Annotated in this window: 19 protein-coding genes, 1 pseudogene and 2 riboswitches; of the genes and pseudogenes, 16 read left to right on the top strand and 4 right to left on the bottom strand. The window is 71.0% G+C overall.

The features are described from left to right. The first annotated feature begins 269 nt into the window (after positions 1 to 269). From aceE to L8M95_RS17230, 5 genes are all read left to right on the top strand, one after another. Entirely contained in the window at positions 270 to 3,065 is a 2,796-nt protein-coding gene (gene aceE / locus L8M95_RS17210) for a pyruvate dehydrogenase (acetyl-transferring), homodimeric type (RefSeq protein WP_260487281.1), read from the top strand. Then, on the top strand, positions 3,062 to 4,315 hold the full coding sequence (locus tag L8M95_RS17215) for a CdaR family transcriptional regulator (RefSeq protein ID WP_260487282.1): 1,254 nt from the start codon (positions 3,062 to 3,064) through the stop codon (positions 4,313 to 4,315). The genes aceE and L8M95_RS17215 overlap by 4 nt, the downstream gene beginning before the upstream one ends. Positions 4,316 to 4,470: 155 nt before the next feature. Further along, a complete protein-coding gene (locus tag L8M95_RS17220; RefSeq protein WP_260487283.1) occupies positions 4,471 to 5,397 on the top strand; it encodes an ACP S-malonyltransferase in 927 nt (308 codons plus the stop codon). Positions 5,398 to 5,499: 102 nt separating this feature from the next. Beyond that, positions 5,500 to 5,751, top strand: a complete 252-nt coding sequence (gene acpM / locus L8M95_RS17225; RefSeq protein ID WP_007629089.1) for a meromycolate extension acyl carrier protein AcpM — start codon at positions 5,500 to 5,502, stop codon at positions 5,749 to 5,751. Positions 5,752 to 6,006: 255 nt separating this feature from the next. Next, positions 6,007 to 7,443, top strand: a complete 1,437-nt coding sequence (locus tag L8M95_RS17230; protein WP_260487284.1) for an acyl-CoA carboxylase subunit beta — start codon at positions 6,007 to 6,009, stop codon at positions 7,441 to 7,443. A 195-nt stretch (positions 7,444 to 7,638) separates the two neighbouring features. Here the strand turns inward: L8M95_RS17230 and L8M95_RS17235 are convergent, their stop codons facing one another. The 4 genes from L8M95_RS17235 to L8M95_RS17250 form a co-directional block, all read right to left on the bottom strand. Beyond that, on the bottom strand, positions 7,639 to 8,148 hold the full coding sequence (locus tag L8M95_RS17235; RefSeq protein ID WP_260487285.1) for a DUF3145 domain-containing protein: 510 nt from the start codon (positions 8,146 to 8,148) through the stop codon (positions 7,639 to 7,641). A gap of 202 nt (positions 8,149 to 8,350) precedes the next feature. Then, positions 8,351 to 9,226, bottom strand: coding sequence for a serine hydrolase (locus tag L8M95_RS17240; RefSeq protein ID WP_260487286.1), 876 nt, complete (start codon positions 9,224 to 9,226; stop codon positions 8,351 to 8,353). Between the two features lie 112 nt (positions 9,227 to 9,338). Further along, on the bottom strand, positions 9,339 to 10,919 hold the full coding sequence (locus tag L8M95_RS17245; protein WP_260487287.1) for an ABC transporter permease: 1,581 nt from the start codon (positions 10,917 to 10,919) through the stop codon (positions 9,339 to 9,341). Continuing rightward, positions 10,916 to 11,839 (bottom strand): ABC transporter ATP-binding protein, encoded by a 924-nt coding sequence (locus tag L8M95_RS17250; RefSeq protein WP_260487288.1) that lies wholly within the window; start codon positions 11,837 to 11,839, stop codon positions 10,916 to 10,918. Before L8M95_RS17250 ends, L8M95_RS17245 begins: the two co-directional genes overlap by 4 nt. Positions 11,840 to 11,898: 59 nt before the next feature. On the opposite strand from L8M95_RS17250, the gene L8M95_RS17255 reads away from it, so the two are divergent. The 11 genes and pseudogenes from L8M95_RS17255 to L8M95_RS17305 all read left to right on the top strand — a co-directional run bounded on the left by L8M95_RS17255 (position 11,899) and on the right by L8M95_RS17305 (position 22,096). After that, positions 11,899 to 12,993: an alpha/beta hydrolase gene (locus L8M95_RS17255; protein ID WP_260487289.1), complete on the top strand. Its 1,095-nt coding sequence runs from the start codon at positions 11,899 to 11,901 to the stop codon at positions 12,991 to 12,993. Positions 12,994 to 13,005: 12 nt separating this feature from the next. Continuing rightward, a riboswitch (cobalamin riboswitch) is annotated at positions 13,006 to 13,184 on the top strand. A 54-nt stretch (positions 13,185 to 13,238) separates the two neighbouring features. Continuing rightward, positions 13,239 to 14,279: an ABC transporter substrate-binding protein gene (locus tag L8M95_RS17260; RefSeq protein WP_260487290.1), complete on the top strand. Its 1,041-nt coding sequence runs from the start codon at positions 13,239 to 13,241 to the stop codon at positions 14,277 to 14,279. A gap of 4 nt (positions 14,280 to 14,283) precedes the next feature. Further along, positions 14,284 to 15,369: an iron ABC transporter permease gene (locus L8M95_RS17265; protein ID WP_260487291.1), complete on the top strand. Its 1,086-nt coding sequence runs from the start codon at positions 14,284 to 14,286 to the stop codon at positions 15,367 to 15,369. Beyond that, the gene (locus tag L8M95_RS17270) at positions 15,366 to 16,148 is read left to right on the top strand and encodes an ABC transporter ATP-binding protein (protein ID WP_260487292.1); all 783 of its coding nucleotides are present in this window, start codon (positions 15,366 to 15,368) and stop codon (positions 16,146 to 16,148) included. Before L8M95_RS17265 ends, L8M95_RS17270 begins: the two co-directional genes overlap by 4 nt. Next, positions 16,126 to 17,097 (top strand): annotated as a pseudogene (locus tag L8M95_RS17275) (cobalamin biosynthesis protein); the annotation flags it as partial. The gene L8M95_RS17270 and the pseudogene L8M95_RS17275, both read left to right, overlap by 23 nt. Before the next feature lie 69 nt (positions 17,098 to 17,166). Beyond that, positions 17,167 to 17,326, top strand: a riboswitch (cobalamin riboswitch). Between the two features lie 120 nt (positions 17,327 to 17,446). Beyond that, positions 17,447 to 18,445, top strand: a complete 999-nt coding sequence (locus tag L8M95_RS17280) for an ABC transporter substrate-binding protein (protein ID WP_260487293.1) — start codon at positions 17,447 to 17,449, stop codon at positions 18,443 to 18,445. Between the two features lies 1 nt (position 18,446). Continuing rightward, complete coding sequence (locus tag L8M95_RS17285; protein ID WP_396119140.1) at positions 18,447 to 19,580, top strand: FecCD family ABC transporter permease; 1,134 nt, start codon at positions 18,447 to 18,449, stop codon at positions 19,578 to 19,580. Next, positions 19,577 to 20,359, top strand: coding sequence for an ABC transporter ATP-binding protein (locus L8M95_RS17290; protein ID WP_260487294.1), 783 nt, complete (start codon positions 19,577 to 19,579; stop codon positions 20,357 to 20,359). The genes L8M95_RS17285 and L8M95_RS17290 overlap by 4 nt, the downstream gene beginning before the upstream one ends. Next, positions 20,352 to 21,113 (top strand): (2Fe-2S)-binding protein, encoded by a 762-nt coding sequence (locus L8M95_RS17295; protein WP_260487295.1) that lies wholly within the window; start codon positions 20,352 to 20,354, stop codon positions 21,111 to 21,113. The genes L8M95_RS17290 and L8M95_RS17295 overlap by 8 nt, the downstream gene beginning before the upstream one ends. Before the next feature lie 160 nt (positions 21,114 to 21,273). Next, positions 21,274 to 21,732, top strand: coding sequence for a hypothetical protein (locus L8M95_RS17300; protein ID WP_260487296.1), 459 nt, complete (start codon positions 21,274 to 21,276; stop codon positions 21,730 to 21,732). A 16-nt stretch (positions 21,733 to 21,748) separates the two neighbouring features. After that, positions 21,749 to 22,096 carry a hypothetical protein gene (locus L8M95_RS17305; RefSeq protein WP_260487297.1) on the top strand — a complete coding sequence of 116 codons (348 nt, stop codon included), beginning with the start codon at positions 21,749 to 21,751 and terminating at the stop codon, positions 22,094 to 22,096. Positions 22,097 to 22,131 lie beyond the last annotated feature (35 nt).

A 22,131-nucleotide genomic window follows, 5' to 3' on the forward strand; every position in this document is an offset into this window, starting at 1 on the left:
GGGTCCTTCGCTGACCAGGAACACTACCCGCGCATGCTCACCGGGGAAACGACTACCGCCCATTTACCGGTGCCCGGGCTCGGGTGACGGTGTCGCGCGTCACGCTTTGGGGCACAATCGGAACCGGTGGGCCTACGGTGGCCCGTCCCGAGCCCGACGCGATCCGCCCCACACCTGCGGACCGCGGCCCGGGCCCGACGAAGTACCACGACATGTGGAGGCCCCACCGGGCGTCCACGGTACGAATCACAGAAGTGAGGACGATACGCATGAGCGGAAACGAAGGCCCACGGGACGGGACCGCCCCCACCAACGTGCCGATTCTCCGGGAAGGGGTCGCCTCCTACCTGGCGGACTCCGACCCCGAGGAGACCCAGGAGTGGATGGACTCGCTCGACGGCCTGCTCGCCGAGGCCGGTCCCGAGCGTGCCCGTTACCTCATGCTCCGTCTGCTCGAGCGGGCCTCCAAGCAGCGTGTTCCGCTGCCCGCCCTCACGTCCACCGATTACGTCAACACCATCCCCACGAGCCTCGAGCCGGAGTTCCCCGGCGACGAGGCGGTGGAGCGGACCTACCGTCGGTGGATCCGCTGGAACGCCGCCATCATGGTCCACCGCGCCCAGCGGCCCGGAATCGGCGTCGGTGGCCACATCTCCACGTACGCCGGGGCGGCCCCGCTCTATGAGGTGGGGTACAACCATTTCTTCCGCGGCAAGGACCATCCCGGCGGCGGCGACCACATCTTCTTCCAGGGTCACGCCTCCCCCGGCATGTACGCCCGCGCGTACCTCGAGGGCCGACTGCGTGAGCAGGACCTCGACGGGTTCCGCCAGGAGAAGAGCCATCCGGGGCGTTCACTCCCCTCCTACCCCCACCCCCGCTCGCTGCCCGAGTTCTGGGAGTTCCCCACGGTCTCCATGGGCCTGGGGCCGATCAACGCGATCTACCAGGCGCGGTTCAACCGCTACCTCCACAACCGCGGCATCAAGGACACGTCGCAGCAGCACGTGTGGGCGTTCCTCGGTGACGGTGAGATGGACGAGGTCGAGTCGCGCGGCGCGCTCCAGATCGCCGCGAACGACGCCCTCGACAACCTCACCTTTGTCATCAACTGCAACCTCCAGCGTCTCGACGGGCCGGTCCGCGGGAACGGGCAGATCGTCCAGGAGCTGGAGTCGTACTTCAGCGGCGCTGGCTGGAACGTCATCAAGGTGGTCTGGGGTCGCGAATGGGACGCCCTGTTCGACAAGGACACCGAGGGCGCCCTGGTCTCGCTGATGAACTCGGTCTCCGACGGCGACTACCAGACCTTCCGCGCCAACGACGGTGCGTGGATCCGTGAGCACTTCTTCGGACGCGACCCCCGCACCGCGAAGCTCGTCGAGGACATGACGGACGAGGAGATCTGGGCGCTGCGCCGTGGCGGGCACGACTACCGCAAGATCCACGCCGCGTACAAGGCGTCGCTCGAGCACACCGGTCGGCCGACGGTCATCCTGGCCCACACCATCAAGGGCTTCGGGCTGGGCCAGAACTTCGAGGGACGCAACGCGACCCACCAGATGAAGAAGCTGACGCTGGACGATCTCAAGCAGTTCCGCGACAAGCAGGAGATCCCCATCACCGACGAGGAGCTGGAGGCCGACCCGACCCAGCCGCCCTACTACAACCCCGGACCCAACTCGCCGGAGATCCGGTACATGTTGGAGCGCCGGTCCGCTCTCGGCGGGCACGTCCCCGAGCGGCGCCAGTCGTTCACGCCGCTGGCCGTGCCGGACATCGATTCCCTCAAGTCCCTGCGCAAGGGGTCGGGCAAGCAGGCCGTGGCCACCACGATGGCGCTCGTGCGGACGGCCAAGGAGCTCATGCGCGACGAGTCACTGCGGGACCGCTTCGTGCCGATCATCCCCGACGAGGCCCGCACCTTCGGCATGGACTCGTGGTTCCCCACCCTGAAGATCTACAACCCGCACGGGCAGAACTACACCTCGGTGGACCACGACCTCATGCTGAGCTACAAGGAGGCCAAGGACGGCCAGATCTTGCACGAGGGCATCAGCGAGGCGGGCTCGGTCGCCGAGTTCACCGCCGCCGGGACCGCCTATGCGACCCACGGTCAGCCAATGATCCCGCTGTACATCTTCTACTCGATGTTCGGGTTCCAGCGCACCGGCGACGGCATCTGGGCCGCCGCCGACCAGCTCGCCCGGGGCTTCCTGCTGGGTGCGACCGCCGGCCGCACCACGCTCACCGGCGAGGGACTGCAGCACATGGACGGCCACTCCCCGCTCCTGGCCGCGACCAACCCGGGGATCATCTCCTACGACCCCGCGTGGGCGTACGAGGTCGCCCACATCATGCGTGCGGGCATCGAGCACATGTACGGCCCCGGGGCGGCCCACGAGACCGAGACCGACGGCATCGACCGCAACGTCTCGTACTACATCACCCTGTACAACGAGCCCGTCCCCCAGCCGGCCGAGCCCGAGGACCTGGACGCAGACGCGCTCCTGCGCGGCTTGTACCGATTCAGTGCGGCCGAGACCGGGACCCACAAGGCCGCCGTCCTCGCCTCCGGCGTGGCGATGTACGCGGCGGTCGAGGCCCAGAAGATGCTCTCCGAGAAGTGGGACGTGGCGGCCGACCTGTGGTCCGCCACCTCGTGGACCGAACTCGCCCGCGACGGCTTCGAGTGCGAGCGTCATGCGCTGCGCCATCCCGACCAGCAGCCGCGCACCCCGTTCGTCACCGCCGCCCTGGCCTCGGCCGAGGGGCCGAAGGTGGCGGTGAGCGATTTCCAGAAGGCGGTTCCGGACCAGATCCGCGCCTGGGTGCCCGGCGACTTCACCGTTCTCGGGTGCGACGGCTTCGGGTTCTCCGACACCCGGCCCGCCGCGCGCCGCTTCTTCAACACGGACGCGGAATCGATCGTCGTCGCCGTCCTGGCAGGTCTGGTTCGTGAGGGCGCGATCGAGAAGCGCACCCTCCTCGAGGCCGCCCGCCTGTACCGGATCGACGACGTCATGGCCGCGCCCGAGCCGACGACGGACCCCGGAGTGGCGTGACAGACCCGACCGGCCCCGGGACCGGGGAGAGGGATCCACAGCCCGTCCGGCGGCGTTCTTCGACGCCGCCGGACCAGCGACCCGTCTCCGATGCCCTGCTCAAGCGCATCACCCGGTACTCGGGGACCCTGTCCACCGAGGCGGTCCGCGCGCTCGAGCAGGAGCTGCCGTTCTTCGGCGAGCTGTCCGCTGACCAGCGGGCCGAGATCCAACTGATCATCCAGAGCGCGGTGCGCGACTTCGTGACCTGGATGCGCAACCCGGAGGCGCCGCACACGGACACCATCGCGGGATTCAAGCTGCTCCCCAAGGGGCTCGGCCAGGGTCTCACCCTGCAGCAGACGGTCCAGCTCGTCCGGTCGACGTGTGAGTACTTCGAATTGGTGATGCCCCGGATCACCCACAACGAGCGCCAACGGGGTCTCATGATCACCGCGGTGCTCAAGTTCGGTCGCGAACTCGGCTTCACCGCGGCGTCGGTCTATGCCGCCGCCGCGGAGAACCGGGGTGCCTGGGACACCCGGATGGAAGCCATGCTGGTCGACGCCGTGGTCCGCGGTGACCGCCATGCCGACCTCGCCTCGGGGGCCTCGGCCCTGAACTGGGACCCGACCACCGCCGCGACCGTGATCGTCGGCCGGCCCCGTGAGGAACTGGGACTGGCGTCGGTACCCGCCGCCCACCGGGCTGCGGTCGCCGCCAACCGGCACGCCCTGGCCGTGGTGCAGGGCGCCCGCCTCGTCGTCATCCTCTCCGGTGAACTCGAGTCCTCCTCCGCCGTGCCGGCCGGGGTCCTCGACTCCTTCTCTCCGGATGCACCGATCGTCGTCGGGCACACGGTGGGCTCCCTCGCCGAGGCCCCCGACAGCGCGGCCGAGGCGCTCTCCGGGTCGGCGGCCGTCTGCGGTTGGCCCGGTGCACCCCGGCCGGTGGCAGCGATCGACCTCCTTCCCGAGCGGGTCCTCGCCGGCGATCGTGGCGCGGCGGCGATGTTGGTCGATCGGATCGTCACTCCCCTGCGTGGCGCCGATTCCTCGGTCGAGGACACCCTGCGGGCCTATCTGGACTCCGGAGGGCACGTCGAGGCCTGTGCCCGCGAGTTGTTCGTCCATCCCAATACGGTGCGGTACCGCCTCAAGAGAGTGAGCCAAATCACCCAATTCGATCCGCTTAACGCAAGGGACGCTTTTGTCCTCAGAATTGCCCTCGTCCTCGGGAAGTTCGCCGATCGAAGTACTCAGGAGTCCTAATTAGTCACTTCTGTAACAGGGTGTAACGAAACCGCACAGAATGCAGATGGACGACCGGCCAGCTCGACATTTGTGGGAAGTGTACAAAATCCGGGCTGTGTTTCTGGCTTGGGGAACATCATCCGAAGTGGGTGCGGACGTGTTCTCTGATATTCGTGCTTTGCCTTACCTCCCCTGGACAAGGGTCTCAGAAAGCCGGGATGCTCGCCCCCTGGCTCGAGTTGCCCGGTGCCTCGGACCGCCTCGACGAGTGGTCCGCATCGAGCGGACTCGACCTCGAGCGTCTCGGCACCACCGCGACCCTGCAGGAGATCACCGACACCGCGGTGACCCAGCCACTCGTCGTGGCCTCCGCACTGCTCGGTGCCGCAGAGCTGCGCCGTCGTGGCCAGGTCCCCTCCGACACGATGGTCGCCGGTCACTCGATCGGCGAGATCGCGGCGCTGGCGATCGCCGGGATCGTGTCGGAAGCCGACGCCCTGCGCCTGGCGTCCGTCCGTGGTGCGGCGATGTCCCGGGCGTGCGCCGAACGTCCCACCGGGATGATCGCGGTCCTGGGCGGCGTCGAGGCCGACGTCCTGTTGTCCCTGGACACGGCCGGTCTGCAGCCCGCCAACCGCAACGGTGCGGGCCAGATCGTGGCCGCCGGCCCGCTCGAGGCCTGCGACGCGCTGGAGCAGAACCCGCCGAGCCGGGCCCGCCTGCGCCGACTGGAGGTCGCGGGGGCGTTCCACACCCACCACATGGCCTCCGCCGTCGCCGAGTTCCGCGAGCTCGCGGACACGATCGAGGTCAACGACCCCGAACTGACCCTGATCTCCAACGCCGACGGCATGGTGGTCACCTCCGGTCGCGATGCCCTCGACCGGGTCGTCTCCCAGATCACCCACCCCGTCCGGTGGGACCTGTGCACGCAGACCATGCTCAAGCTGGGTGTCGACACGTTCGTCGAACTCCCGCCCTCCGGCTCGCTCGTGGGACTGGCCAAGCGCATGATGCGCGATGTGCCCCGCTACGGCGTGACCACCGTTGAGGACCTCGAGTTCGCACTCGAGTCGGTTCCCGCACTCAGCGGCGCCTGACCGCTCCATCCACCCCCGATCGGCGGCCCCGGCCGTCGATCGCGATCAGACCACCCGTCGCGCCCGCCGGGCACGACACCACCCATCAGAAAGGGACACCACATGGCACGCACCGAGGCCGAGATCATCGCAGGACTGGCGGAGATCGTCGAGGAGGTCACCGGAATCGAACCCTCCGAGGTGACCCCGGAGAAGTCCTTCGTAGACGATCTCGACATCGATTCGCTCTCCATGGTGGAGATCGCCGTGCAGACCGAGGACCGCTACGGGGTGGAGATCCCCGACGAGGACCTCGCAAAGTTGCGTACTGTTCAGGATGCGGTCGACTACATCCAGAAGATCGACCAGAGCTGACATCCGGCCCCGTGTGCCGGGGCGGGGACGCAGTCAGGGCCGAAGGTGCGGTCGGTGCACCACGTCGAGCCCGCGTCCCCTCCCCCACACAGGGCCCAGCAATGACCGCCCCGCTGACCGCGGGGCACCGGGCGAGAGGTCCGGATCGGGACGGGGGTCCTGATCCGAACGCCGATCGCCCACCAGCCAGTCCGGGGGTCCATCGCAGGCGCGCTCTCCGTCACGGGGACACGCGCCGAGGAAAGGACTGCACTTATGACCATCACCAGCGCTGTTGACCAGAACATCCAGATCGATCCTCGCGATCCCGTCGTCCGGCTCGAGAATCTCTTCGACCCGGCCTCACTCGAGTTCATCACCGAACCCGACGCCTCCGGTGCTCTGGCCGCACGCGGCCTGATCGACGGCGAACCCACCATCGCGTACGCGACGGACGCCACTGTCATGGGTGGCGCCATGGGCCTGGACGGGTGCCGGCACATCGTGCGCGCCATCGACGTGGCGATCGACGAGCATTTGCCCGTCGTCGGCGTCTGGCATTCGGGTGGGGCGCGACTCGCGGAGGGCGTCGAGGCGCTCCACGCGGTCGGCCTCGTTTTCGAGGCCATGGTCCGCGCATCGGGCCACGTGCCCCAGATCTCAGTCGTGCTCGGGCCCGCCGCCGGCGGCGCCGCCTACGGTCCCGCCCTGACCGACGTCGTCATCATGGCGCCGGCCGGCAAGATCTTCGTCACCGGACCCGACGTGGTCCGCTCGGTGACCGGCGAGCAGGTCGACATGGAAGGCCTGGGCGGCCAGGACGTGCACCACCGCAAGTCGGGCGTCTGCCACATCGCCGCGACCGATGAGCGTGACGCCCTTCACCGGGCGCGCCGGCTCGTGACGCTGCTGTCCGCGCAGGGCGAGTTCGACACGCGTGTGCTCGAGGGCGACCACACCGATCTCGCGGGCCTGCTCCCCGAGTCCCCCAAGCGCGCGTATGACGTCCGCCCCCTCGTACACGGGTTGCTCGACTCCTCGGAGCTCGATGGCAGCACCACGTTCGAGGAGCTGCAGGCGAAGTGGGCGCCCAGCATCGTCGTGGGCTTCGGTCGTATGGCCGGCCGCACCGTCGGCGTGATCGCCAACAACCCGCTGCGGCTGGGCGGCTGCCTCAACTCGGAGTCCGCGGAGAAGGCGTCGCGCTTCGTCCGGCTCTGTAACGCCTTCGGCGTGCCGCTGCTCGTGATCGTGGACGTGCCCGGGTACCTGCCCGGCGTCTCGCAGGAGTGGGACGGCGTGGTGCGTCGCGGTGCGAAGCTGCTCCACGCGTTCGCCGAGGCCTCGGTCGCCCGCGTCACCCTGGTGACGCGCAAGATCTACGGCGGCGCCTACATCGCGATGAACTCACGAGCGCTCGGCGCCTCGGCCGTGTTCGCCTGGCCCGACGCCGAGGTCGCCGTCATGGGGGCCAAGGCCGCCGTCGGCATCCTGCACAAGCGCACCCTCGCGGCGGCACCGGAGGACGAGCGGGAGGCGCTGCACGAGCGTCTGGCCGAGGAGCACGCGGCCATCGCCGGCGGCGTGGGCCGGGCGGTCTCCATCGGGGTCGTCGACGAGGTCATCGAGCCGACCGACACCCGACGCCGCCTCGCGGAGGCCCTGGACGCCGCCGCGCACACCCGCGGCCGGCACAAGAACATCCCGCTGTGACCTGATCCCCCGGCCGGAACACCCCGGCAGGATCTGCGAACGACGACTGCGCCCTCTCCCCGATCGTCTGGGAGGGGGCGCAGTCGTGTGTCGGGCGCAGTCGTGTGTCGGGCGCAGTCGTGTGTCGGGCGAACGGGAAGCGCCCGCCCCGAGAGGGTGCGGGCGCTTCCTGCGCGAGTGCGGGAGTGCGGTGGGTCAGCCGACCCGGGAGAGCCAGGTGACCTCGGCTGCGGCCGGGTGGCCGCGCAGCGGCTCGAGGGCGCGGTCCCAGGCGGTGCCGAGCTCGTCCTCCACCGCGGAGTGGAAGGCGGCGGGGCCGGCCTTCATGAGATGACGCAGGCGGTTCTCGCTGATCACCACGTCACCGCTGGCGCCCGTCTGTCCCCGCCACATCCCGAGTTCGGGTGTGTGCGAGAAGCGTTCGCCGTCGACGAGGTCGCTCGGGTCCTCGGTGACCTCGAACGAGAGCATCGCCCATTTTGCCAACGAGTCGGCCAGGCGCGCGCCGGTGCCGACCGGGCCGATCCAGTCGACGATCGCCTTGCGAGCGCCCGGCTGGGCCGGCTGGTCTTCCCAGCGCATGGCTGAGTTGGCGTCGAGCGTGGCTGCGAGAGCCCACTCGACGTGAGGGCATAACGCGGTAGGCGCGGCATGGATGAACACCACGCCGGTCGTCGTATCCGCGAGATAGTTATGGTCAGACATCACTTCACTCCCGACTCACTGAGGGACGTCTTCCCCAACGACCTCACGAAATCGTGTGAATGATGTTGCTTATGTTGCTTGCAGTTACCACTGTGCCTGAAGTGGTCGAATTACACCAGCGACACTTCTCGACTCTCAGCAAAGTTACAGCACGGTGATTCCGGCGCCCGGCACGACTGCGGGCGTGTCGCGGGTGGCGGACTCACCCGCCCAACGCATCGTCCTCGCGCGAGCGCCGGGTGGCCGCGTCGACGACCCTGTCGGACAGCTCCGGCCACAGCGGCTTGGCCCAGTCGCCGAAGTCGCGGTCGGTGAGCACCACCAGCGCCGTGGAGATCTCGGGCTCGACCCACAGCAGCGTCCCGGACTGTCCGAAGTGACCGAAGGTCGCGGGCGAGTTGTGCTGGCCGGTCCAGTGGGGGTGCTTGGCGTCGCGGAGTTCGAAGCCCAGGCCCCAGGGGCACGGCTTCTGCATGCCGTACCCGGGCACGATCCCGTCGAGGCCGCGGAACTGCTCGGTGACGGCCTCTTCCAGGGTCTCGGGGGCGAGCAGGCCCGGGGCCACGAGTTCCCGGGCGAACGCGATGAGGTCGGCGAGGCTGGCGGACGCGCCGTGGCCGGCGGATCCCTCGAGCGTGGTGGACTCCATGCCCAGCGGCTGGCACACCCCCTCGTGGAGGTAGTCGCCGAACGCGATCCCGGTGGCGTCGGCGATGTGGTCGGCCAGCACCTCGAACCCGGCCGAGGAGTAGATCCGCCGTTCCCCCGGCTCGGCGCGGACCTTGTCGCGGTCGGCGAAGTCCAGCCCCGAGGCGTGGGCGAGCAGGTGACGCACCGTGGACCCCTCGGGCCCGGCGGGCTCGTCGAGGGTGATGGCCTCCTCCTCGATGGCCAGGAGCGCGGCCATCGCGACGAGGGGCTTGGTCACCGAGGCCAGGCGGTACACGCGGGTGTCGTCGCCGTGGACCGCGAGGGCGCCGTCGGGGCCGACGACCGCGGCCGAGACGTTGTCCACCGGCCAGTCCGCGACCACCGACAGTGCGGTGGAGAGCCTGTCTCGATCGAACTCGTCCGACATCGGTTCCTCCCTGGATCGCCTGCGGCCGGCGGAGCCGGCGGCCGTGTCGGCCTCGCCGATGTGGCGTAGCGGCCGTGGGGGCCAGTCTGTCAGGTCGGGTCGGCCACCGCGGTCAGGTCCGCGGCACGTCGCGGCGCCGGAATCCGACCACCCCCACGGCGACGAGGACGGCCGCGATGGCGAGGAGCACGGTCACGCCGACCGTGTCCACGGGACCGACGGGGGCGGTGCCCACCGCGCCGAACGGGGACAGGCGCATCTGGTCCTCGCTGAGCCGGAGCGTGGGTCCCATGAGGGTGACGACGACGGCGAGGACGAACGGCACCCAGGCGAGGACCTGCAGCCGCGGGGCCGCACCGAACAGTCCGATGGAGACCGCGACGAACACCAGCGCGGCGGGGATGTACCACGCCCCGGCCCCGATGATGCGCACCGCGAGGCCCGCGTCGTCCAGCACGGCGGCCGCGGTGATCCCGAAGGCGGCCGCGCCGGCGAGGACCACCACGACGGTGCCGGCGGCCACGACGGCCGCGTGCGCGGCGAGCCATGACCACCGCGAGCGCCCCGTGGACAGCTCCACCTCGAGCCGGCCGGCGGCCTCCTCGGCGCGCAACCCGGTGAGGGTCTGCAACGCGAAGCCGGCTCCGAGGAATCCGGCGAAGGCGACGAGCATCTGCACGATCGAGTCGACCAGGGTGCCCGCATCGGCGAGGAACATCGCCAGGTCGGGGTTGGAGAGCATCGTCTCGACCACCACGTTCATCAGCGCGCCGTACACGGCCATCAGCGCCACCACGCCGATCGTCCAGCCGGCGAATGCGCCGAGGTGCTGGTGGACGGCGGACCCGGTCCGGGACGCGCGCCATCTCGACGCGGTGGCGGGGCCGGTCCGGGCCGGGACCAACCCCTGGCCCACGTCCCGGCGGCCGGCGAGCCACAGGGAGACGGCCGCGAGTCCGGCCGCGGCGGCGACGGCCACGATCAGAGGCACCACGGACGCATCGCCGAACGGCCGGGTGAGGCCGTGCCACCCCAACGGGGAGGTCCAGCTCAGCCAGTTGCGGTTGACGTCACCGATCCCGCGGGTGATGAGGGTCAGTCCGGCCGCGGCCATCGACACCGCCCACACGGTGCGGGTGTGCGCGAGTACCTGGGCGACCACGGCGGTGCCCGCGGCGTAGACCCAGCCGGCGGCGACGATCGAGCCCACGTACAGCGCCGCGCCGCCGGGATCGATCTCGAGGGTGAGGGTCGCCGTCCACAGCGCCAGTCCCAGGACGGTGAAGACCCCGACGACGACGACAAGTGCGGCCGCTGTCGGGGCGAGCCGACCGACCCGGCCCGACAACAGCAGTTCGGACCGTCCGGACTCCTCCTCCCTGCGGGTGGAGCGCGCGGTCAGGGCGATCGCCATGACGGGGATGCCGAAGGCGACCATGAACGAGTACTCGTTCATCATCACGCCGCCGAGGGTGTCGAGTCCGGCCACCCGGCCCGTGAGCATGATCATCGACTCGCCGACCGAGGTGCCGTACGCGGCGAGGTCCTGCGGGGTGTCGTAGAGGGCTGCGATCGAGAGCCCCGTGATGAGGTACAGCGCGGCGAGGCCGAGGACCCAGGCGGCCGCGACCCGCCACCCCGTGCGCAGGGCGATGCGGGTTAGTAGTCCGGTGCCGGCGAACGGCGAGGTCATCCCCGGTCCCCTGCTCCGGAGTAGGCGCTGAGGAACAGGTCGTCCAGGCTGGGCGGGGTCGCGGTGAGCGTGTGGATGCCGGCCGCGTGCAGGACGCCGGTGACCTCCCCCAGCTGCGGGGCAGGCACGTGGCAGCGGACCTCGAACCGACCGTCGGCGGCCTCCTCGATCCGCAGGCCGTCGACCCCCGTCACGCGTCCGAGTGAACCCGGATCGGCGTCGGTGACGGCATGGACCTCGGTCGTGGTGTGGCGCCGCAGGTCGGCCAGCGTCCCCGAGGTGACGGTGCGTCCGTCGCGGATGATGCTCACCCGGTCGGCGAGCGCCTCGACCTCGCCCATGATGTGGCTGGACAGCAGCACGGTGGCGCCACCGTCGACGGCCTCGCGGACGCACTCCTGGAACGTCTGCTCCATGAGCGGGTCGAGGCCGGAGGTGGGCTCGTCCAGGACGAGCAGCTCCGCGTCGGACGCCAGCGCGGCGATCAGTGACACTTTCTGTCGATTGCCCTTGGAGTAGTCGCGCGTGCGCTTGGTGGGGTCCAGGCGGAAGCGGTCGATCAGTCCGTCGCGCCTGTCGGGGTCGAGTCCTCCGAGCGCCCGGCCCAGCAGGTCGATGCACTGGCCGCCCGTCAGCCGCGGCCACAGGGTCACCTCACCGGGGACGTAGGCCAGCCGGGCGTGCAGCTGGACCGCGTCTCGCCACGGGTCGCCGCCGAACACCGTCACCCGGCCGGAGTCGGCGCGCATGAGCCCGAGCAGGATCCGGATCGTGGTGGATTTTCCCGACCCGTTGGGGCCGAGGAACCCGTGGACCTCCCCCCGGCGCACGTCCAGGTCGAGCTCGTCCAGGGCCCGGGCCCGGCCGAAGGTCTTGACCAGGCTCTCGACCCGCACCACGCTCTCGTCTTCTGAACGCATGACCAGCTCCTTCGTCCGATTACCCTGATCATCCCAGGGATCCGCGTCACAATGTGGGCATGCGCTCTCCCATGTCCGGCCACCGTGCCTTCTCCCCGTCGATCGCGGATCGCGTCACCAAATCGGTCATGACCGCTGCGGGGTTCCTGCCCGGCCGGCTGCTCCGAGTAGTGGGTGGGACCCCGAGGCGGCTGGACGGCCAGGTTCTCGACCCGCACTTCCAGGCCGGGCTCCGGGTCATCTCGATGACGTCCGAGGGTGAATACGAGGACCTCACCGTCGACAGGGCACGTTCGGCTGTCGAGCGGTCGGCGTTCACGGTCTCGGGCAAGAAGATCGACCTCGCCGTCGTCTCCGACATCGTCCTCCCGCTCGGCGGCACCGGTCCGGACCGGGCCGACCTGCCCGCTCGCCTCTACTCGCCGGTCGAGGGGGACGAGCCGCTGCCGGTGCTGGTGTACTTCCACGGCGGCGGCTGGGTGCTCGGCAGCGTCGACTCGCACGACGCGACCTGCCGCTACATCGCACGGGCGGGCCGACTCAAGGTGATCAGCGTCGACTACCGGCTGGCACCGGAGTTCCGGTTCCCCACCGCCTCCGAGGACGCCCTCGCCGCGTTCCGGTACGTCCGCGACCACGCCGACGAATTCGGCGTGGACCCGACGCGCATCGCGGTGGGCGGTGACAGCGCCGGCGGCAACCTGGCGGCGGTGGTGTGCCAGCAGACGCGCGACGCCGGGGAGAAGATGCCGGACTTCCAACTGCTGTTCGTCCCCGCCACCAACATGTCCGCGCGGACCCGCTCGTACGAGCTGTTCGGCGACGGCTTCTTCCTCACCCGGGCCAACATGGACTGGTACGAGGAGACCTACATCCGGTCCGACGAGGACCGGTTCGACCCCCGCGCCTCCCCCCTGCTGGCGGAGGACTTCTCGGGACTGCCGCCCGCCCACGTGGCCACGGGCGGGTTCGACCCGCTGCGCGACGAGGGCGAGGCGTACGCCCGGAAGATGGCCGACGCCGGTGTCCCGGTCTCGCTGCGCCGCCACGATTCGCTGGTCCACCCGTTCGTCAACGCCGTCGGGGCCACCCCGCTCGCGCGCTCGGCACTGTCCGAGGCGGTGGGCGCGATGCGGATGGGGCTGGCGTACTGACCCTGGAGCGCGTGTTACCTTGTGATCGCCAGCGAGACCGATCGGTCGCGGGAATCCGGTGTGACTCCGGAACTGACGCGCAGCGGTGAGGGTGATGGCGGGGCACGATGCCACTGGGCCGCACGGTCTGGGAAGGCGCTCCGTCCAGGTGATCCCGAGTCCGAATACCGGCTGGCCCTCGCGGTGACAACCGCCAGGTCATCATCGGGCTTCGCGTTCCAGGCCCGCGACCTCGGAGCACACCCATGCGTTCTTCCGCCTTGTTCACCCTCGCCGGCGTCACCCTTCTCACCCTGGCCTCCTGCACCGCCCACGACCCGGCCGCGATCGCCGGCCCGCGCACCGATCCGATCGAGAACTGCGGGGAGCAGGTGCAGGTCGAGGCCCCGCCCGAGCGGGTCGTCTCACTCAACCAGGGCTCCACCGAGATCCTGTACGCCCTCGGCCTCGGCGACCGGATGGTCGGCACCGCCACCTGGACCGACCCGGTCCTGCCCGAGTTCGCCGAGGTGAACAGGTCAGTCCCCCGCCTGGCCGACAACGCGCCGTCGATGGAGGCCGTCCTCGACGTGGAGCCGGACTTCGTCACCGCCTCCTTCGGCAGCACCCTCGGGGAGGGCGGGGTCGCCGCCCGCGAGCAGTTCCACGAACTCGGCGTGGGCACGTACCTCTCCCCCACCGACTGTGTGGGCAAGGTCGCCGACTCCGGGGACGGCGTCCGGGAGACCCCGCTGACCCCGGACCTGCTCTACCGCGAGATCACCGAGCTCGCCCGGATCTTCGACGTGGAGCAGGCCGGTGACGAGCTGGTGGCGGACCTGCAGCGCCGGCTCGACGAGGCCGCCGAGAGCGTCGATGCCCGCGGGATCTCCGCGATGTACTGGTTCGCCAACTCCGAGTCCCCGTACCTGGCCGGCTGCTGCGGTGCCCCCGGCCTCATCTCGACCACCCTGGGCCTGGAGAACGCCTTCGACGACACCACCCAGGAGTGGCCGCAGATCAGCTGGGAGGTCGTGGCCGAGCGCGACCCGGACGTGATCGTCGTGGGCGACCTGACCCGCAAGAGCCAGACCGCCGAGACCGCGGAGGCCAAGATCGCCTACCTCGAGTCCAACCCCGTCACCCGGGAGATGGCCGCGGTCCGCGAGAAGCGATTCATCGACATCACCGGCGCCGAGATGAACCCGTCGCTGCGCACGATCTACGGGGTGGAGACCGTCGCGGCGGGGCTCACCGAGCTTGGACTCACCACGCCGGGTCTCGCCGAGCCGGACCCGGCGAACTGACCCGATGACCCTCGCACCCGAGAGGACCCCCGCCACGGTGGGCCCGGCGTCACCGCACCGGCGGCCGCCACTGCGGCGACCGTCCGCACTGGTCACCCTGTGGCTCGGCGGCCTGGGGCTGCTGGCGGTGTCGGCAGCGCTCGTCATCACCATCGGCCCGTCCGGACTCACCGCCGCCGACGTCGTCCAGTCCGCGCTGGCCCGCCTCACCGGAGCCGACTCCGGGCTCACGCGGATCCAGGAGGGGATCATCTGGAACCTGCGGCTGCCGCGCACCCTCATGGCCGCGCTGGCCGGGGCGGGGCTCGCACTGTGCGGCGTCATCCTGCAGTCGCTGCTTCGCAACCCGCTGGCAGACCCGTACATCCTCGGCATCTCCTCCGGGGCCTCGACCGGGGCGGTCCTCGTGGTGGTGCTCGGGGTCGGGGCGGGCGCGGTCGGGCTCACCACGGGGGCGTTCGTCGGGGCGCTCGCCGCGTTCGGCTTCGTCCTGGTCCTGGCCTTCGCGTCCGGCGGGACGCCCGACCGGGTGGTGCTGGCGGGGGTCGCGGCCACCCAGTTGTTCTCCGCGGTGACCTCGTTCGTCGTCTACATCGCCGCCGACGCCGAGCAGACCCGCGGCGTGCTGTTCTGGCTGCTCGGCTCGCTGGCCTCCGTCCGCTGGTCGGACGTGGCGGTGTGCGGCGTCGTGGTCCTGCTCGGGCTGGTGGCGTGCCTGCTGCACACCTCCAGCCTCGACGCGTTCACCTTCGGCCAGGACGCCGCGGCCGCCCTCGGCGTCAACGTGGCGCGCACCCGGCTGGTGCTCATGGTGGTGACGGCGCTCGTCACGGCCGTCATCGTGAGCACCTGCGGGGCGATCGGCTTCGTGGGCCTAGTGCTGCCACACGCCGCCCGTGCCCTGGTCGGCGGCCGGCACCGGGTCCTCGTCCCGACCGCGGCGCTGATGGGGGCCGTGTTCGTGGTGTGGATCGACGCGGTCTCCCGCACCGTGATCGCGCCCCAGGAGTTGCCGATCGGGGTGGCGACCGCGCTCATCGGCGTCCCGGCCTTCGTCGGGCTCCTCCTGCGACGGGGACGGGGCCGATGACCCCGGCCACAGGCGCCCCGTCGACGCTCGAGGCGCGCAGCGTCTCGTGGTCCGTGCGCGGCCGGACCATCCTCGACGACGTCAGCGTGGCCCCGGCCCACGGCACGATGGTCGGGGTGCTGGGGCCGAACGGATCCGGCAAGTCGACGCTCCTGCGCATCCTGACGGGCCTACTCCGCCCCGACACCGGATCGGTGCACCTCGACGGCACGGACATCCGATCACTCCCCCGCAAACGCCTGTCCCGGCGCCTGGCGCTGGTGGCGCAGGAGGCGACCACCGACCAGAACCCCACGGTCCGGGAGGTCATCGAACTCGGCCGCATCCCGCATCGCCCGGCCTGGTCGGGCCCCGCTCCCGGGGACGACGGGGTGGTGCGGCGCGCGGCGGCCACGACCGGCCTCGGCGACCGCCTGGACCAGCGGTACGCGACGCTGTCCGGCGGCGAGCGGCAGCGGGTGCAGATCGCGCGGGCCCTGGCCCAGGAGCCCGGGGTGCTGGTCCTCGACGAACCGACCAACCACCTCGACATCCGCCACCAGCTCGACCTGCTGGCCCTCGTCCGCGCCACGGACACCACGGTGATCGCGGCCCTGCACGATCTCACCCTGGCGGCCACGTTCTGCGACCATCTCATCGTGTTATCCGGTGGGCGACTGGTGATCGGCGGCGCGCCCCACGAGGTGCTCACCGCCGATCTGATCCGGGAGGTGTACGGAGTGGAGGCCGAGGTGACCCACGACGGGCGGGGGGCGCATGTCCGCTATCTCGCGCGCTGACGGGACCGCACTCGCGACCCGCGCGGCAGGCATCGCGGCCGGGTTCGCTCTCGACCGCCTCGTCGGCGACCCGGGGCGGTTCCACCCCGTCGCGGGCTTCGGCCGGGTGGCGCTCGCCGTGGAGTCGCGACTCCTCCGGCCCGGCCGGACGCCCAATACGCAGCGGGCGGCGGGCCTGCTGTTCACCGGCCTCCTCGTGGGGGGCACCGCCGCTGCGGTGACGGGCGTCGGACGTCTCGCCGGACGGAACCGCGTCGCGGCAGTGGCGTGGGACGCCGCCGTGGTGTGGTCGTGCCTGGGCGGGTCGTCGCTGCTCGCGGTCGCGCGGCGGCAGGGTGACCTGCTCGCCCGGGGCGACCACGCGGGTTCCCGGGACCTGTTGCCGTGGTTGTGCGGTCGCGATCCGGCCGCGCTCGGCCCGGAGGATCTCGCGCGGGCGGTCGTCGAGTCGGTCGCGGAGAACACCTCCGATGCGGCGGTGGCGACGCTGTTCTGGGCCGCGGTGGCGGGTTCGCCCGGTGCCGCCGTCCACCGCGCGGCCAACACGCTGGACGCGATGGTGGGTCACCGTTCGGATCGGTACCGCCACTTCGGCACCGCCGCGGCGCGGTTCGACGACGTGCTGGGGTTCCTGCCGGCCCGGGTGGCCGGCGCGCTCGGGGTGGTCTGTGCCCCGACCGTGGGCGGGAGTCCCGCCGGGGCCCTGCGGGTGTGGCTCCGTGATGCGCGGGCGCACCCGAGCCCGAACGCCGGGGTCGTCGAGGCCGTGTGCGCGGGCGCACTCGGGGTCCGGCTTGGCGGGCCCACGCCCTACCCCTACGGCGTGGAGGACCGAGCGGTCCTCGGTGACGGCCGGTCGGTCCGGGACGACGACATCCGCCGCGCGATCCTCCTGCACGACCGCGTCCAGGTGGGCACCGCTGCCCTGGCCGTGCTGGGTGTGGTCGTGCGTCGCGCCGTCCTCGGGCGGCGCCGGGCCACGAAGCGCGCGTGGTCGGCTCCGCCGAGCCGGGGTACCTGCAAAGCACGCGGACGCGGTGTGCCTATCCTGAGGGCGTACTGCTGACATCCGGAACGAGCAGGGGAAGACCGGTGGGAATCCGGCGCTGACCCGCAACGGTGTGTGGCCACTTTCGTGACCGCGAGCCCGATTACCTGCCCGGATGTTCGCGACTCCGAGTACATCGCCGTGGTCTGCGATCCGGGGTCCTGTCAGGTGACGTGGTGTCGTCGTCGACTCCTACCCTCCTGCGGGTCTCACGTGTCGTCGACCGCACGACACGATCCGAGGACTGATCATGTTCCGTCGCCACACCAGAATCACGCTCGCCACCCTCCTCGTCGCGGGGGTCGCACTCACCGGCTGCTCCCGCGGCGAGGCGCAGGAGGCCGCGGGCTCAACCGAACCCTTCGCCGACCCGGTGACCATCACCAACTGCGACCGCGAGGCCACCTACGACGCCCCACCCCAGCGCATCGTCTCGATGAACGACCACGTCACCGAGACCCTCATCCAGATGGGGGCCGGCGACCGGATCGTGGGAATGGGATACGGCGAGCAGGACGACGTCCTGCCGGAGGTCGCCGATCAGTTCCACACCATCCCCTCGCTGGCCGAGGAGTACCCGACCTGGGAGCAGATCGTGGACCTCGAGCCCGACCTCGTGGTGGCCGGGATGCGCAGCGCCTTCGACGACAAGGAGGGCCGCAGCCGCGACGCCCTCGAGGCCGCGGGGATCAACACCTTCCTGTTCTCGGAGTACTGCGGAGAGGGCTTCGGTGACCTGTCGATGCTCGAGACCGACTTCTCCCAGCTCGGCCGGATCCTCGACGTCGAGCAGGGGGCCCGGGACCTGACGGACCGGATCACCGGCGAGATGAGGGAGGTCCGAGAGACGCTCGATGCGTCGGGTGTCACCGGCACCCCCACGTTCTTCTACGACGGTGGCGAATCAGAACCGACGACGATCGGCGGCGTGGGCATCGGACAACTGATCGGCGAGTACGCGGGCGCGGACAACATCTTCTCCGAGGGCGACCGCCCCTATCTCACGTCCACATGGGAGCTCCTGGGCGAGCGTCAGCCCGAGGCGATCGTGGTACTCGACTACGGCGCCACCAGCGCGGAGGACAAGATCGCCTACCTGCGCGCGCAGCCCATCATGTCCACGACGCCGGCGATCCGGGAGGATCGCATCGTGGTGGTCCCGCTGTCCGACTTCTTCGAGAGCTCGCGGATGACGACCTCCACCGAGACCATCGCCCGTGAGCTGCACCCGCACGCGTTCGGGCAGTGACATGACGACCGTCGCCGAGAACACCGGCGGGCGCGTTGACCGCGCCGGCACGGGCGTCGATCCCCGCCACGGCTCCGGGCGCATCACGGATGCCCCGCCCACCGGGCGGCGGCCGCTGTGGCTCATCTGCCTGCCGCTCGTGGCGGTGCTGGCGATGACGATCGCGGCCGGGGTCTCACTGGGTTCGGTCTCGATCCCGATCGGGGACGTGTGGGCGATCGTCGCGCACCGCCTCGCCCCGGGCGCGTTCGATCCGTGGTGGACCGACGCCCGCGAGGCGATCGTCCTGGAGTCGCGACTGCCCCGGGCGCTCATGGCGGCGGCCGTGGGCGCGTCGCTGGCCGTGGCGGGTGGCGTCGCCCAGGCGGTCACCCGCAACCCGCTCGCCGACCCGTACCTGCTCGGGGTCTCCTCGGGCGCGGGCTTCGGCGTCGTGGTGCTGACGGTCCTCGGCGTGGGCGCCGGGATGTGGGGCGTGTTCACCCTGCCGATCGCGGCGTTCCTCGGCGCGCTGCTCCCGCTGGCCGGCGTCGTCCTGGTGGCCCGCCGCGCCCACGACACCACGGCCATCGTGCTGGTCGGCGCGGCCATGACCATGGTCTTCGGCGCGCTCAACACGTTCACGCTGCTGGTCCTCGGCGACGACCATCAGCTGGGCACGGTCATGCGCTGGCTGGCCGGCGGGTTCGGTGACGCCGGGTGGACGATGCTGTGGGCGCCGGTGATGATCCTCGCCGTTGCCGGCACGGTGGTGATGCTGTGCAGCCGTCACCTCGACCTGCTTCTCACCGGTGACGACGGCGCCACCGCGATGGGCGTCAACGTCCCGCGCTTCCGGGTGCTCATGCTGCTGCTCGTCTCGTTGCTCACCGCGGGCGCGGTGGCGGTCTCCGGGACGATCGGCTTCATCGGCCTGCTCATCCCCCACCTCGCGGGGTTCTTCACGGGCCGCACCGCGGCGCGCCTGCTTCCCGCGGCGGCGCTGCTCGGCGCGGTCGCATTGGTGCTGGCCGACCTCGCCGCCCGCGCGGTGAGCGAGGGCACCGAGCTGCCGGTGGGCGTGGTGACGGGCGTCGTGGGCGGCCCGGTGTTCCTGCTGATGTTGTGGCACCGCTACGGGAAGGCGTCCCGATGAGCAGCCTCACCGCGCGCGATGTCTCCGCCCACCTCGGCGGTCGGCGGATCCTCCACGGCGTGGACCTCACGGTGGCACCCGGCCGGGTCACCGCACTCATCGGCCCGAACGGCAGCGGCAAGACGACGCTGTTGCGCACCTGCTACCGCGCTCTGCCGGTGTCGGCGGGGATGGTCTCGGTGGACGGAGAGGACGTCTCCGCGCTGCGTCGCCGCACGCTGGCCCGCGCGGTGGGGGCCAGTACGCAGGAACCGGTCTCGTTGGGCGGCATCACGGTCCGCGAGTCGGTGCGCCTGGGCCGGACGGTCACCCGGGGACTTCTCGAGCCCTTCGGCACCGACGACTCGACCGTTGTGGAGCAAGTGCTCGCCCGGGTCGGGTTGACCGGGCTGGCCGAGCGGGACGTTCTGGCCCTGTCGGGCGGCGAGCGGCAACGCGTGTCGATCGCGCGCACCCTCGCCCAGCGGCCCGAGGTGCTCCTGTTGGACGAGCCGACCAATCACCTCGACCTGCACCAGCAGTTGTCGGTTCTCCTCCTGCTCCGCGAGTTGGCGGCCGACGGGCTGGCGGTGCTGCTCACGATCCACGATCTGCGGATGGCCATCGAGTACTGCGACGTCATCGCGGTCCTGCACCGCGGTCACCTCGTCGCGACCGGTGCGCCGGAGGAGGTCCTGGACGCGGCGGTGCTGCGGGAGGTGTTCGGGGTGCGTGGCGAGGTGCGGGCGGGGCCGGACGGCCGCCGCACGCTCGACGTGGCGGGGCTCGCCGATGACTAGAAACGGCGACGACGACGAGCTCCGCGCCCCCGAGACCGTGACAGCCGCGTACTCGGGCGTCTCGGACCTCCTCGGCGACTTCGTCCGCACCATCGAACACGGCCCGGAGGTCCTGCCCGGATCGGTGCTGACGGACCCGCGGTGGCTGGCCCGGCGGGTGGAGGACACCGGCCGGCGCTGGAACCATGGCGATCCGCGGGTGAATGGCACGTTGTGGTGGTACTCGGCCAGTTCGACGCTGGTGGCCGCGCCGCTGGCCATGTTGCTCGCGATCGGCCGCGCGCCCGATCCCCGACCGCAGCGGCTCTCCGTCTCGCTGCAGCCGAACGGCTATCTTCACTCGGCGCTGTCGGAACACCTCCTGCCGTCGACCGCCGCCTACGCCGACGCGCTGCTGGAGGCCCACGGTGAGGTGATCGCCGCCCTCGCGGAGGTCTCGGGCGCGGCACCGCGGGCGCTGTGGGCGATCGCGACCGACTCCATCGCGAACCGCGCGCTCGAGGCGGGCCGCGCGCTCGAGGCGGGCCGCGCGGCGGGCGACCCGGATCGCGGCGTCGAGCTCGCGCACGCCGTGTGCCGCCCGCCGTTGCTGCCGGCTCGGTACATCGATGTGGAGGGCCCCGAGCGGACGCGCCGGTTCGTCCGCCGCAGCTCCTGCTGCCTCATCTATCTGGCCACCGACGGCAGCACGTGCGCGAGCTGCCCGCGCCGTGCCCCGGAGGACCGCCGAGTCGAGCTCGTCCGTCGGACGTAGCCCGGCCCCTGTGCTCGCGGTGAAGAAGACGTCAGCAGAATTGTTACGGTGCCCGCCGTCGGCACCCGTGGCATCACGGGTGACATCACCACGTCGGAGCTCTATGACTCTCTCTACTTCTCACTCCGTTCTTCGGTCCGTTATTGCCCTGGGCACGGCGATGTCGCTTGTCTTCGCCGGCTCCACCGCGGTTGCGGTGCCGTCCGGCTCGGCGGGCGGTCAGTCATCGTCAACCCAGGTCGTGGAAGAGCAGGTTCCGGTGCCGACCACGGCTCAACTGGATTTTCTCTCGGATCAGCTCGGGCCTGCGGCCGGGGAGATCGAGCGCGCCCAGCAGGGTGACACCTCCGAGGGCGAAGTCCGGTCGGTCGCGCTACCGATCGCCGCCGCCGCGGTCGCCGCGGCGGCGTGGTGCGCCAGTGGCGCGCTGGGGAGCGTGCCGACCTCCGTGCTCGACGACCTCACGAACGGTGGCGCAGGCACCGACTATGCGCGCAACGCGATCATCGGGTGTCTCGCGGGTAACGTCGGTTCGTGGGCGTGGAAGGTGCTGCCCGGATGGGCGAAGGAGAAGGCGGTCGCCGCTGTCGCCGCCTTCATCATCAGGTACGTCCGCTGAGTCGAGAGAGGTACGGGTGGCCACCACAGTGCTGGCCGGGTTGTTTCTGCTCGGCGCGATCACGTCGGCTCTGGCGGCCTACACCGGTTTCAAAGGTTGGGTGACCGATCCCCGTCGCGGCTACCGCGTACCCGACCGGGTTCGGCGGGACCCCGACGCGTCCCGCCGCGCCAACTCGCTGGTGGCCACCTGGTGTCTCCTTGCCGCAGGCCTGGCTCTGGCTCCCGCTGTCGCGGTGGTTCCGCTGCTCGCCTCGAGTTTCCGCGTGGAGGTCTCCACGGGCTTCCTCGCCGCGACGGCCGCCTACGGGCTGATCGTGGCGATGATCGCCCGGTACCCGTTCGAGCGGATCAAGCGCATGTGACGTGGCTGCCGGATCCGGTCAGCCGCCGAACACCG

Origin of the sequence: Dietzia sp. B32 (assembly GCF_024732245.1) — a bacterium.
Lineage (GTDB): Bacteria > Actinomycetota > Actinomycetes > Mycobacteriales > Mycobacteriaceae > Dietzia.